The organism is Candidatus Bathyarchaeia archaeon (genome assembly GCA_035935655.1).
GTDB lineage: Archaea > Thermoproteota > Bathyarchaeia > 40CM-2-53-6 > 40CM-2-53-6 > 40CM-2-53-6.
Genome location: DASYWW010000054.1, coordinates 1 through 11,647 on the forward strand (window position 1 = coordinate 1; position 11,647 = coordinate 11,647).

Consider the following 11,647-nt stretch of genomic DNA (forward strand, 5'->3'; position numbering starts at 1 on the left):
ACTCGGCTGACACATGCGGCCTTCCCCGTCAATGGCAGGCTGTATGTCTGCGACTTCTATCTTCCAGGACCTTCGATTGTCATTGAATGTTGGCAGAGCACCAGCAGGAGGGGGGTGGCGCTCACTTGGGTCGAGAAGAACGCGTGCTACATCGATTGGAAGTTCCGTCGGATCAAGGGAGTTAGCCCGACGGTGAAGTGCGTAGCCCTGGTGGAAGTGGGGCAGGCTGAACCCAGCCTTGTCAAGGAGTACGTGGGGCCTGTGATGGAGCACGCTGACGTGGTGTGCTACTCCATGGAGGATCTGTCGAAGGTTGTGAGGGACTGTTGCAGAGTTGGGAGTTAGGGCTTGAACGGAGTGATCTCACATGACTAACATGACGTTAGACCACTGGTTCTACCCGTGGTTTGGCGATTCTGGGCGCAACACCGCCCTCATGGTTTCTAGGGCCGACTCGGTCTGGACACGTGGTCGCCAGTTCTTCAGATTCAGGGTTTCGCGAAGGCTTCTCGAAGAGCAGTCCGGCGTCAAGATGGAACTGGGGAAGGTGTACGAGCTGACCGGGCATGTAGATGGCATCTGCGATTTCCACATTCTTAGAGCCGGCACAATCGCAGAAACATTGTTCCTCTATGTCCAGAGAGAATATCAGAACCTCGTCGTTCCTCACAAACTTTACCAGATAAGCTTCAGTTCGGTCACTCGGAAAGAACTCAGCCCCGAACTTTCGGAAATTGTCAAGAGAACCAAGATCGGAATGAATTGGTGGTTGCTCGCTCGTATGCTCGCTCCCATGACTTAACTCCGTAGGTCCGCTTCTGGCTCCAGCTTCACTAGTTGGCAGAGTATATAGAATCAGAGGGAGGCCGACGCGCTACCGCTTCGATTTCTGGCGACCAACCTTCGAGGCCAAAGTGGGTATCCACTTCGAAGCGGGGTTGACATACATGATTCGCGGGACGATAACTGGGATTTGCGACTTCGAGGCCGAACACGAACAGACGAAAACCAACCAGCACGTGCAAATCGAAGTTCCAGAAAAGTGGAGAGGGACGTTCAAACACGGAGAAACCTACGAAATCAGAATCGGGTCTGTCTCCAGGAAACAGGCCCTATTGTCTGACCAGGAAACAAGGTTGGGCGATATTTGGGACTGGGAGCTGGTCGCCGGATGGATCGACATCGAAGGGTGCTATATTGCCGATGCGTCCCATGGCACTTACGCCGTCAGGATATACCAAAAAGAGAAATTACCCATGATAGGAATATGCGCCTTCCTCCGGGCGCACGGAGTGGATTGCACAGTTGTATCTACTCTGACTCCGAACCCAAGTAACCCTTCCCAGAAATGCCGGGGCTACTCGCTTGTAACTTGGGGGGCCGAGGGGCTCGCGAGAATAATCCGGAACACCGAGCCGTACATCAGGACTCAGAACAAACGAAATCAGATAGCCCACTGCAAGGAAGAGCTCGCAAAGCCCCGGAAGAGGCTTGAAGAGAAAGTAATCAGGGCCAGACTCATGCTCGGGATAGCTCCCGAGGGAAGTGTGTAGCAGAGACCGTTCGCTCCCCTAGAAATATATCGCCGCCTCTCCCACGAAACAGAGAGATGCTAACAAACAGAACGATAGGCATCGTTTCCGCATCTGTTGCCGTGGGAATCATCATCTTGGCGGCCATCGGGACAGGCGTGCTTTCGACACAATTGCAGACTGGCACCAGGGTGGTGCATGGATCCTTCCTTCCCTATGGCAACTTCATCAGTACCAATAACACTTCGAACTACCTCCCCAACGGGTATCACGAAGTCCAAGTCAATTTGAGCACTTTGAAGAACGAAACCGAAATCACACTGGGAAGCGTGTCATTCACATACTACGTCCCATCCACGAATCCCAGGGCCGGGGTCGAGGTGTCCTACGCCTGCGATTCGTTCTTTGCCGTCCGCCTCCCTAACGGGAGTCAACTCCTTCTCGAACACTGCTCGACCTTCGGCGGAGCCCAGAGGTCCGTGACCATGACGACCACGGTCAAGACGGGGAACCACACTGGGATTGAATTCTACAAAGTGGCAACATCGTGGAACGAATTCGAGCTGACGAGAAACACGACTCCCATAGTGGGGCTTCACATGAAAGGAACGGGGGACAACGTCACATTCGTCGGTTTGATAGTGGGAAACTAGCATGATAGGTAATTCAAAGTTGGATGTGAGCTTCTTGTATAGGTTCCATGTATATGACAACAACAAGGTTCCGGTCTAGATAGGGGGAGGAGCACTACGCTTGACTCGTCTTAGAAACAAGTAAAATCCGATTGCTGAAACAGGAAGCAACGAGATTCCGACATAGGCAATGGCGACGTTGTATATCCATAGGGGATAGCAGTAGTCATCAACCGTGGTGCAGTAACGGCCAACGTACACTGCGAGAAGGAGCAGGATCGTTGCGAAGACCAAAATCGTCTCTGAGACCCATCCAAGGGTCTTCGTGTTCAAGCTGACTCACCTTCATGAAAGGCGTTTTTAGTGATTCGGGGAGGTCGAGGCGTGCTAGTCCACCTTTGCGACGGTTACAGCTCATGGTAACGGATTAGCTTGATAACTACTTAAGGTCACGTAACCGTTACGGTATATCAACACTAGGTCTTGGGGACTGCTGAAAGTTCAATTCTCACCAGGGTAGGTCTTATGGAATCCTGGGTTTGAGATACGCCTCGATTACGCGTCTCAAATCAAGTGCATGGTCTCGTTCAATATCAACCAAGTTTGCCTTATAACGTGCTTTCTCGCTCAAGTCGCGCAGTTCGTCGTACTCTCTTCTAATTGGCCGGATTAGCGTTCTGACGAAAGTGTTTCTTTCCTTATGATTAGCTGGGGTAAGATTGTGAGCATGTATGAGATAAGCATCAACTAAGTGAAGCATTGAATAGAAGATCGCGATAACCTCCCAGTCCAAATAAGTAGGAGTTGTTGTCCGAAGGAATTGGTAGGCGGTGAAGTCGTGGGTGTTTTTCAATTTCTGCCATTGGAGTGTTGGCATGAGTTAGCGACTCTCTCGCTTGTAGAGAGTGACGGTGTTCAGTTCATCAGCTGGTGATATTTCCTCCTTCGTTAGAACCAGCTTTGTGAAGTAGATATCAGGGAAAGCATCCTCAACTTCGTTCAGGGCTACCATAATTTGAGTTAACGCTACTACCTTGTTTGGGTTATCATGAATCACCAATGTATTGACACCTTCGTCGGTTATGCGGGCTACAGCATGATCAACAAATGGGATGTCGCGAAGCAACTTGGAAGTGTATTCAACAATCCTGGGTAGGCGTTCTTCAATCGACCTTGAATTGAGCTTGGTGGTTAGCTGCTCAAGTTTCATCTCAAATTCTAGGAAGCGGTCATTTTGGTGATGTACGGACTCCTCAAGTTTCTTTACTCTTTCTTCAATGGGCTGAACTGGAGGCGGTCTCCGTCGTACTCTTCTCGAGATTTCTGCGAATTGGTCTGCATATGTCGCGTATTCATTGGCTGCCATTGTGCGCATTAATTCGTCGATAATCGCAGCATATTCCTCAAGTTTCTCTCTAGCAAACCTAGAATTGTCTTCAGCCATTCAATCCACCTGCCATGACCTTAACGACTTCGTTTAATCTGTCCAAGAGTGCCCTCATTGATGCTGCAATATCAAATCTTCCTCCGAACGGGAATGAGGAAGTTGCGCTCGCGCTCACGGAAGTCTCGTCATGAGAGATTAAGTACTTGCCTTTGACTTTACGCCCCAAGATCGACTCACTGAACTGTAGTTCGACCGCGTTAAGATGCCAATCTGAAATGGCACCAAGCTGGGCCATACTGTCCTCTTTCAATAAGGGTGTGAGCTCGTGAACGAAGTTCACGCGTTTTGAAGCGTCTATCTGGAATGATACTTGTAATGTTTCTGACTTCAGTGCGAATCTTCCAATAAGAAGTCCTAATACCAAGTTAAGGTCGGGTTCCAGCGCTTCCAGATTCTCGGCTGAGAATGCTTTGGAAGATTCATTATTTTCCTTCCGTCGTGTTCTTCCTGTAACCGGCGCGATAACTAGTTCGATGCTCTTTGATTTCACGTTGAGTTCTGTGAATTCCTTCTTGAGAGTCAATCTTGGCAAGATCTCACTTAGGATGTTCAGGATATCTAACTCGTCGAATTTTGTTCCTTTGAAATCTGCTGCTTTTACTGTATCAATGAATTCGTCGAATTCAGATTTTGAAATCGAGTTTGGAAAGGTGTAGGTTATACTCAATCGGGCAATGTCGTTTAGCTCGAATTCCCCGGCCAATCCGCGTACCGAGATACGGGGATTCGATATCTCATAAGTCTTCTCTGTCCTGATATGGACTTTTCGCACTCTTCGTCTAGATTAGGAGTTAAAAGCCAAGACAAGAGGCTACTCTTTCTCTTCAATAAATCCATAGGCTCTTAACTTGGGAGCTGTGTTGTAAATCCGTGTTACGAGAACATCTGAGAGGCCGAAGCTATCCTTGAAAGTGTTGTAAAGGTCGATGTCAGCCATGAATTTGTCGTAAATTTCACCTTTGATTCTGTTAAGTTCCTTGTGGGGAGATTTGTCCTTAAGGACGATGGACCCATTCGCTAATCCTTGTACTAGTTTTTGTACCGTCTTGTATTTGGATTCCGGTGGTGGAGTAGTTGGTTCAGCCTTGGTTTCACTTTTGGATTGCATCGGTGCATTCACTTCTGCAGGGAGCCATTTCACTCGCCCGCTAGCTCGTCTGATTATTCCTAGGTTCTCATAATGCTGGACGAACCGATCGACATCCTTCTCAATAGCACCAGGTGTCATCTTGCTGAAGCGGGGGTATTGAGCGGCCAACTTAGATAAGTCGGCATTTGAGAGAGAACCATATTTCTTGAGAATCTCGGAAAAGTCTCTGTCCCTTAGTGTCCTTGTCTTGAGCGTCATTTGTCCCCATCGTTTGAAATCTGGGGACATGTAATAAGATTCTTTCGTGAGCTTGTTGAGAAGAATCGCGTTTCCTGCTGCAGGGTATATTCGTAGGCCTCCCCCTGAAAGGTGGGTGGATCTTGTGGCTAGGTTTTCTATTGGCAAAGCTAGGTTACTCACAGAATGCCGGCAAGTCTTTAGCACCTGGGCGGATTCGAACGGGCACACGTTCTATCGAGGCACTCTGTGCCAACAGAGGGACGTGTGCGTCACATGCTCATGGGTGTACAATGAAGAGCTGGTTGCGAGTACCTTAGATCTCTACCGTCTCCTGTGCAACGCTACTTATTCGAAGGTCGAATTCGTTGAGGCAACCCTTACTCTCCCTCCCAGCGCGCAGAGGCTCGTTGGGAATGAGATGCTTGGTATTCTACGCCGGACGGGGTTCGAAGCCATTAATGAAGTGCTGAGCGATGAGGGTAGATTCTTCCTAGGTTCGGTTGGTTCTACTCACCATTGGCATTCTGGTGATTCTCTAAAGGGCTGGTTTCCCCATGTAGAACTAACGGTATTTGAACTGGCATATGAGAAAGACAAAGACAGGTTCGTGCCAATTGACCTGTATCTTAAGAGTGAGAGGCTAGATATGTTCAACAGGCTGTGGCGGACTAAGTTTATGGAGGCTTTTGGGGAGGTGAAGACTCCCCAGTTTGTCACTTACTGGCACTACGGGAGTGGCTATGCTACTGCTGAACACCGTTTTGGGTATCAATTCAGACGTCCTGTTCTAGAAGCATTCGAGGCCGTTTTGAAGACACGAAATCTTACTTTCGCCAGAGTTGATTGGGTAAAGCGCATGTTGGTCCGACCTAGGAAAGAAAAGCGCCATCAGTGGTACGGCTACCTATCGGATGGCATCAAGTCTCGATACCTTCAGAAAATGGGCATCTCAATAGACCGCAAGTCTGTGAGAGACAAGGCACGACGAAGAGCGTGTTGTCCGGCCTGCGGCGATGAGCTGGTCTGTGTAGGACACGGTACCCCCTATGGGGAGTTAGCGAAGCAGGAAGGGTCGATGATTCTCGCCTCTAGTAGTCGTAGGAGGATGTGCCTTTGACAGAAGAAGGGAAACTGAAGATGCCAAAGCGGTTGTATTTTCGCCTGATCAATAACGGGAAGCGTCTGAAGTTTTACTTCAAGGAGGACGTTGGAGGTGCGTACCTGAGCTATTCTGACCTGATGGAGGCTGTCCAGCATCGTGGGATGAACGAGGGTTATGCGGACTTCGTTGAAGACTCGGCTGAGTGGAAGACTAGGACGAACCTGCATCGGGATGTTGCGTAATGGGCTAGTGCAACTTCGGATATTTACGGAAAATTCAGTGGTACAAGGATGTTGTACGCAAGGTCTTCAAGATACGCCGTTACTTTGCTTTCAGTGACGACTATTGTTGAAGGGTGCGCACACGAATTCCGGAAGGCTAGCTTCTCATCAAGTAACTTTCGTTGGTCGTTTGTGAGAATTCCCGCGCTTCGCGCTATCTGGATGAAATCAGATTCCTTGATTTCCTCGAAGTCCTGTTTATTTCGAATGGAAAGGCTAGCATAGCGAAGGTTCTTTGCCAACGCGGCATTAAAATCGCCAAGTTTGGTTGCAAGGACAAAATCGTAAAGGTGGTCCATCGTGAGTATCCACGTCATTATTATCGCGGCACGCCATGCCTTGACCCTCAAGCAATCCAAAGCCTCTCGCATGAAGTCAACTTTGGGGCTCCTGAGGAGCTTAGGAAGCTTCTCGAGTTCTGCCGAGAGTGAAACAAGTGTCGGATTCCCTAATTCGGCTGAAATCGATTCGTACGAGTCTTTCGAGAGCCTGTAACCATCCTGAAACCTGACAAGGATGTCGCGCTCCTTCATCTTTCTGATGAGATCTCTGAAGTTGCCCGCTTGGGCAAGATCTAGCTGCTCGTAGGCTGATTGGATGTCTTTTGCGTTGAAACTTGGCTTAGGCCCACTAGTCTGTAGGTAGTACCCGAGGACTTGGATTCTGCGGACATGTGGAGCTTGGTTCAAATCTGGGAAGCGCAGAGCGAATTGATGGATGTCGCGATATGTCCGGTCCTTACTGGCTGACATTAGCGCTAACTTGGGTGCCTGTCGCTAGTTGCCGAATGAGAGAGAAGGCTCTAGCTTTCGCCTGATTCGTTAGCTTGTAGGTCACGTGCCCCTTTGAGCCTTTCTTCCTGAAAAGGTCAGGTTCGCTCTTAAGCGTGCGAGAAAGGTTCGTTAAGGACCCAACTCCTGCACTGGCCAAGTCTTCGGCCAATACTGTAGCGTCTAGCCAGTCATCTCCCACGACTGCCTCGTTCGCTGCCAAAATGCAAAGGCTGCCATTCATCTGTTTTTCTGGCTCTGTTCCTTGAAGGGGGACAATCAAGCTGACTTTGTTGTTCTCTATATCGAAAACGTTACCGAGTTGCTCGGTTGTGATTCCACTAAGGTCAGCCAGCTTGGATGTGCTAGGTTGAGCCTCTGGCAATTTCTCGTGAGTAATCTTGATGGGAACAGTTGTTCTAGGTTCGTCTAACAAAGCAACAAGTATGATCCTGAACGTCTCGAGCTTGTATGGCTCCTGTGCGGCTTCGGCTACTTCCTGAGCGACTTTGACTTTGGCAAGTAGATCCTTCTTATCCAACGTCACTCCTTCCGATTTGTTCCGGTGGGTTTGCTGGCGCCATTGTCGACGAAGCTTTCACCGCTGTTTGTGAGCGTCCAGGCCTTCTTGCTGTCTTTTTCTCCGGCTTCCATGATGTATCCTTTCCGAATATTCTTGTTGACGGTCTCATTGATGTTCTTGGGTACGGGTTCTCTTGCTTCCTTGAAGGCAGCTTCGAGGTCTGTGATGTTGAAAGACTGCAGGGCGGAGAATCGCTCTAAGTAAAAACCCAAGACTACTACTTTGTCGGTATCTGTAGAGACTCCCTTTTGAAGCATGAATTCTCTAATTGAGAGCTTCTTTGTTCCAGCGGATGGGATGGGTTCGCTAGGCGACTCGAGTTTAGAAACTCTCGTGTCGAGATCGGCAACGAGCTCCTTTAACCTCTCGATTTCCTTGGAAACACTAGCCATTATAGATTTGTACCTCTCACGTATCGGTAGCCATCTGGGGTCTTGATTCTTCTCAAGAGTCCTCTTTTTGTCAAGCTGAGAAGCGTTCCCGATAGAGTTGTTAGTGGATAGATGAGTCCGTTCGTAGCCAAAGCGTCCTTTACTTCGCTGATGCCTCTCTGATTCGCTCCCCAATCAGATTTGAAGAGGTCGCTTATTGCCTCGGAAAGCCTTGTGCTTCTAGAAATGGATGGAATTTCTGCCTGGGAGTAGGTTGCTTGAGTGACCTGTGCAGAAGGTTGGTTAGTCTTCGCAATTTCGTCCGCAACGTCGTTGAGAACCTCTAGAATTTCACCAAACTCCTCTCGCCTGCCTGTTACCTGAACCTTGTAGGAGCCAATGTTGCGCTCGACCGTTATCTGCAAAGGCATGTGTCATTGAATCAAGGGGACGTACTTAAGGCTTGAGTATGCACAAAGATATGCTGAAATGATGTGAATTTCTTCCCATATTCTAGAGCAACCTCCAGCCCCTGCTGGGCCGCTCATGGCTTGTATATCTTCAGATAATTGATTCGTCTCATTCATTATGATGCGATATTGGCGCCGGGAGTGACCCAGCAGACACTGGCGGCTGCACTCGAATATGTGTCATAAAACGATGAGAGGCCCTTCCTATGCACCCAATATCAATGGGCATCCTCCAGCGTCGGCTGGGCTAACCTCGGCCTTGATATCGTAGAATAGTCTAGGCACACTGGGCGTTGTATGGAATGGGTCGCTCGTGGGTAGGTAGGAGACCCGATGAGCCTTGGAGTGTTCTGGGGATCCCGCTGGTCGAAGAAAGAAGGTGCGGGAGAAAAACCCAAAGGTTTGTCGCCCGACGCGCGGAGCGCGGCGGGCTAGAGGAATCAAGGATTCCGCGATGACAACTGAAGCTGGCGAATGAGGCTGTCCTGTCTCTGAATGACCTTCCTCAAACCGTCTATGGTTTCATGAAGTAAAGGTTCATCGAACGACCTGTTGTCCATTGTGGGATTCCGAAGGTCTGTAAGTGACAAGTAAGGAGCCAGGCATCTACCGTATTCTCTTATCAGTTCTGACCAGTCTTCGAGGGTGTAAGCACTAGCTCCATATCCGACCTCTAACTTGTCTCCCATTAGGAAGTCCCAATCGTTGACTGGCATCGGTGTCTTCTGAGCTATTGTGTGGAATCGTTTCCTAAGATAGTGGCTCGTCAGCTTTACCCCATGCTTTGACCTAGCGTAGTTTGTAATCTGCTTCCACAAGTAGGAGTAGTTCGGAAAGGGATTGATCCGGCCTGTCTCTTTGGCTATTTGGATGACTGCCTCTGCTACTCTTCGAGGTATCAAACAGATGTGCGGCATGCGTGTCTTGTTTTGCCAGAACTCGATGTTGACGATTGAGAAATCGTCGTTGTAGTGCTCTATTTGGTCGATTCTAACCGCTTTGCATAGGCAGTGAATCCTTTGACCTGCGTAGGCTTGGTATTCCATGAGTGTCCGATTCTCGAAGGTCTGGGCCAGGAAGATATCTCTTAGAATGCCGTCACTGATCTTCTTGGTTCTTGAAACCGGATGGAAGTCAATGCTCATTTGAAGCCTTGCCCTGTTCTCTCTGAATATCCCAAGGACTGTGTTTCCCACATGGCGGTGGGTGGATATGGGTTGCAGATTCGAGAAGCGCAAGAGTTTGTCTTCAATCATGAAGTCGGATGGGTGCTGCTGTTTCCATTTTACCAAGTCTGAAACGGCATGGTCTGTAATATCAGTCCCGAGGTAGGTGAGGAACTTCACCGAGTAATGGAGGACCATCCAAATTGAGCGTCGGCTGATGTAGCCATTGTTTCTCTTCTTGGCTTTGATCGCTTCGAAGTACTGTTCAATTGCGGGGTCTTTCGCGATAATCTCAGCAAATGTGGATGTGGGGTTTCTCGGTTTCCTTGGTCTCCATACATGCAGTGTCTTGAATTCCGAGTTGGTTCCTGTGGGGAAGAGGACGATTCTATTGGCCTTGAAGATGCTTCTAACATGGGAAGAGTAGTTGTGTTTGTTCTTGTTCGCTTCGTAGAATCCTTTGAGTGCTCTTTCGAGGCTCCCGTCGTGAGGTGTAGCAGCTAGCCTTCGGGCGACAATGTCGCTGAAAGCATGGTTTGAGGGCCCAATCTCGCAGAATTTGAGGAACTTATAGGCGGCAGACCTAATGCGAGTGTTGACCTCGTATGGTATTCTTCCATACCTCTCTTTCCGTTTGCTCAGGCAGAGCTGTATTACAGGATCAGAGCAGACGATGTCTAGTGTTCTTTTTCCAGTATAGGGCCTCACGATTACGGGCTCACGGGTAACGGATTAGCTTGAAACCCAAAGAGGAATCCATGACTTGAGGGTCGGCGTTTTATTCAGCGGCGGAAAGGACTCGACCTATGCGGCATGGCTCGCTTCAAAGAAGGACGAACTCGCCTGCCTGGTCACGCTCTTCCCGAAGTCAGACATGTCGTTCATGTTTCATTACCCTGATTTGGAATGGACGAGCTTGCAGGCCGAGGCAATCGGGGTCCCTCAATTGACCTGGAGTACAGAAGGGGTCAAGGAAGAAGAGCTCACTGACCTCGAGAGGTCGCTCGCGAGCGCGAAGTCCGGGTTCGGATTGCAAGGCATCTACACGGGGGCCCTCGCCAGCGTGTACCAGAAGACCAGGGTCGAGAGGGTCTGCGAGAACCTTGGACTGGAATGCCTCTCCCCGCTCTGGAGGGTCGACCCCGAAGCTCATCTGCGGCGGCTTGTCAAAGACGGCTTCGTGCCAATGGTTGTCAGCGTGTCGGCGCTCGGGCTGGACCAGAGCTGGCTCGGACGGATATTGGACGGGGAGGCCGTCGACGAGCTGGTGGTCCTCGGTGCGAAATTCAAGTTCAACGTGGGCCTCGAAGGGGGCGAGGGGGAGACCTTCGTGCTCGACTGTCCCCTCTTCACGAAAATGGTCGAGGTCCAGGAATCCACCAAACACTGGCGCGGGGACTCTGGGTACCTCCAGATTTCAAAGGCAAGGCTCGTGCCGAAGGCATGACGCAAAAGCCTAAATCAGAAATCGCCGGCGTGTGTCTGCTCTAGATGAAGGGGTTTCGGGAAGAGCCGTCTGAGACATCCGATGAAGAGCCAAACCGTTGATAGAGCATTACTCGATAAACACCTGGTTCTGTCGCCCAGGACTTGGCAATAAGTTGAGGATGAGCTTTATGGAGACCATACTTGAGGCAACCAACGTTCCACCTTTTGTCGAAGTGATATAGCAAGCGTTAAACCAACCCGAACCTGTTGGGCAGCCCGCGGAAAAGTGAATCTCTTCCGAAATTCGAGAAAACTCACAGCAATCCTTCCACTCGCCCTAATTACATTCATGTCCCTTTCCCTCGTGCCAATCACTCATGCCTATGGGAAAGCTAACTGGCAAGTTGGGTTTGCGGGCACCATAACTGTCCCTGGCTCCGGAGGCTTCGGCTTCTGGGGCTGGTGTGACTTTGCGGGAGGCACTGGTTCTCCGGCGACATCTGGGACAGATGCAGATTGTCAGGTCTCCACCTAT

At 49.8% G+C, this 11,647-nt stretch carries 18 protein-coding genes; 8 read left to right on the plus strand and 10 right to left on the minus strand.

All coding sequences use genetic code 11. From position 1 onward, the window contains the following. The 4 genes from VGS11_10440 to VGS11_10455 form a co-directional block, all read left to right on the plus strand. A partial coding sequence (locus VGS11_10440) for a hypothetical protein (GenBank protein HEV2120501.1) occupies positions 1-345 on the plus strand: 345 nt, incomplete at its 5' end. A gap of 22 nt (positions 346-367) precedes the next feature. Then, positions 368-802 carry a hypothetical protein gene (locus VGS11_10445; protein HEV2120502.1) on the plus strand — a complete coding sequence of 145 codons (435 nt, stop codon included), beginning with the start codon at positions 368-370 and terminating at the stop codon, positions 800-802. 112 nt (positions 803-914) lie between these two features. Next, positions 915-1,553: a hypothetical protein gene (locus tag VGS11_10450; protein HEV2120503.1), complete on the plus strand. Its 639-nt coding sequence runs from the start codon at positions 915-917 to the stop codon at positions 1,551-1,553. 56 nt (positions 1,554-1,609) lie between these two features. After that, complete coding sequence (locus VGS11_10455; protein HEV2120504.1) at positions 1,610-2,185, plus strand: hypothetical protein; 576 nt, start codon at positions 1,610-1,612, stop codon at positions 2,183-2,185. A gap of 75 nt (positions 2,186-2,260) precedes the next feature. On the opposite strand, the gene VGS11_10460 is transcribed toward VGS11_10455, so the two are convergent. The 5 genes from VGS11_10460 to VGS11_10480 form a co-directional block, all read right to left on the minus strand. After that, positions 2,261-2,497, minus strand: a complete 237-nt coding sequence (locus VGS11_10460; protein HEV2120505.1) for a hypothetical protein — start codon at positions 2,495-2,497, stop codon at positions 2,261-2,263. Positions 2,498-2,687: 190 nt separating this feature from the next. Then, a complete protein-coding gene (locus tag VGS11_10465; GenBank protein HEV2120506.1) occupies positions 2,688-3,041 on the minus strand; it encodes a hypothetical protein in 354 nt (117 codons plus the stop codon). A gap of 3 nt (positions 3,042-3,044) precedes the next feature. Continuing rightward, complete coding sequence (locus VGS11_10470) at positions 3,045-3,608, minus strand: hypothetical protein (GenBank protein ID HEV2120507.1); 564 nt, start codon at positions 3,606-3,608, stop codon at positions 3,045-3,047. Continuing rightward, the gene (locus VGS11_10475) at positions 3,601-4,383 is read right to left on the minus strand and encodes a hypothetical protein (protein ID HEV2120508.1); all 783 of its coding nucleotides are present in this window, start codon (positions 4,381-4,383) and stop codon (positions 3,601-3,603) included. Before VGS11_10475 ends, VGS11_10470 begins: the two co-directional genes overlap by 8 nt. 39 nt (positions 4,384-4,422) lie before the next feature. After that, a complete protein-coding gene (locus tag VGS11_10480; GenBank protein HEV2120509.1) occupies positions 4,423-5,106 on the minus strand; it encodes a hypothetical protein in 684 nt (227 codons plus the stop codon). Positions 5,107-5,203: 97 nt separating this feature from the next. On the opposite strand from VGS11_10480, the gene VGS11_10485 reads away from it, so the two are divergent. After that, entirely contained in the window at positions 5,204-6,058 is an 855-nt protein-coding gene (locus VGS11_10485; protein ID HEV2120510.1) for a hypothetical protein, read from the plus strand. Further along, positions 6,055-6,285 carry a hypothetical protein gene (locus VGS11_10490; GenBank protein HEV2120511.1) on the plus strand — a complete coding sequence of 77 codons (231 nt, stop codon included), beginning with the start codon at positions 6,055-6,057 and terminating at the stop codon, positions 6,283-6,285. The genes VGS11_10485 and VGS11_10490 overlap by 4 nt, the downstream gene beginning before the upstream one ends. Before the next feature lie 23 nt (positions 6,286-6,308). Here the strand turns inward: VGS11_10490 and VGS11_10495 are convergent, their stop codons facing one another. The 5 genes from VGS11_10495 to VGS11_10515 form a co-directional block, all read right to left on the minus strand. Beyond that, positions 6,309-7,013 (minus strand): hypothetical protein, encoded by a 705-nt coding sequence (locus VGS11_10495; protein ID HEV2120512.1) that lies wholly within the window; start codon positions 7,011-7,013, stop codon positions 6,309-6,311. Positions 7,014-7,062: 49 nt separating this feature from the next. Then, positions 7,063-7,635: a hypothetical protein gene (locus tag VGS11_10500; protein ID HEV2120513.1), complete on the minus strand. Its 573-nt coding sequence runs from the start codon at positions 7,633-7,635 to the stop codon at positions 7,063-7,065. 2 nt (positions 7,636-7,637) lie between these two features. Continuing rightward, positions 7,638-8,069: a hypothetical protein gene (locus tag VGS11_10505; GenBank protein ID HEV2120514.1), complete on the minus strand. Its 432-nt coding sequence runs from the start codon at positions 8,067-8,069 to the stop codon at positions 7,638-7,640. Beyond that, complete coding sequence (locus VGS11_10510) at positions 8,069-8,473, minus strand: hypothetical protein (protein ID HEV2120515.1); 405 nt, start codon at positions 8,471-8,473, stop codon at positions 8,069-8,071. The genes VGS11_10505 and VGS11_10510 overlap by 1 nt, the downstream gene beginning before the upstream one ends. Before the next feature lie 485 nt (positions 8,474-8,958). Further along, a complete protein-coding gene (locus VGS11_10515) occupies positions 8,959-10,392 on the minus strand; it encodes a hypothetical protein (protein HEV2120516.1) in 1,434 nt (477 codons plus the stop codon). 55 nt (positions 10,393-10,447) lie between these two features. Here VGS11_10515 and VGS11_10520 point away from each other — a divergent pair, with 55 nt between their 5' ends. Continuing rightward, positions 10,448-11,131 carry a diphthine--ammonia ligase gene (locus VGS11_10520; protein ID HEV2120517.1) on the plus strand — a complete coding sequence of 228 codons (684 nt, stop codon included), beginning with the start codon at positions 10,448-10,450 and terminating at the stop codon, positions 11,129-11,131. A gap of 330 nt (positions 11,132-11,461) precedes the next feature. Further along, the coding region (locus VGS11_10525; GenBank protein HEV2120518.1) for a hypothetical protein at positions 11,462-11,647 on the plus strand (186 nt) is incomplete at its 3' end.

Coding starts and splice junctions, on each gene's coding strand:
- VGS11_10465 (HEV2120506.1), bottom strand. CDS start 3,041: ATGCCAACACTCCAATGGCAGAAATTGAAAAACACCCACGACTTCACC.
- VGS11_10505 (HEV2120514.1), bottom strand. CDS start 8,069: ATGGCTAGTGTTTCCAAGGAAATCGAGAGGTTAAAGGAGCTCGTTGCC.
- VGS11_10455 (HEV2120504.1), top strand. CDS start 1,610: ATGCTAACAAACAGAACGATAGGCATCGTTTCCGCATCTGTTGCCGTG.
- VGS11_10470 (HEV2120507.1), bottom strand. CDS start 3,608: ATGGCTGAAGACAATTCTAGGTTTGCTAGAGAGAAACTTGAGGAATAT.
- VGS11_10445 (HEV2120502.1), top strand. CDS start 368: ATGACTAACATGACGTTAGACCACTGGTTCTACCCGTGGTTTGGCGAT.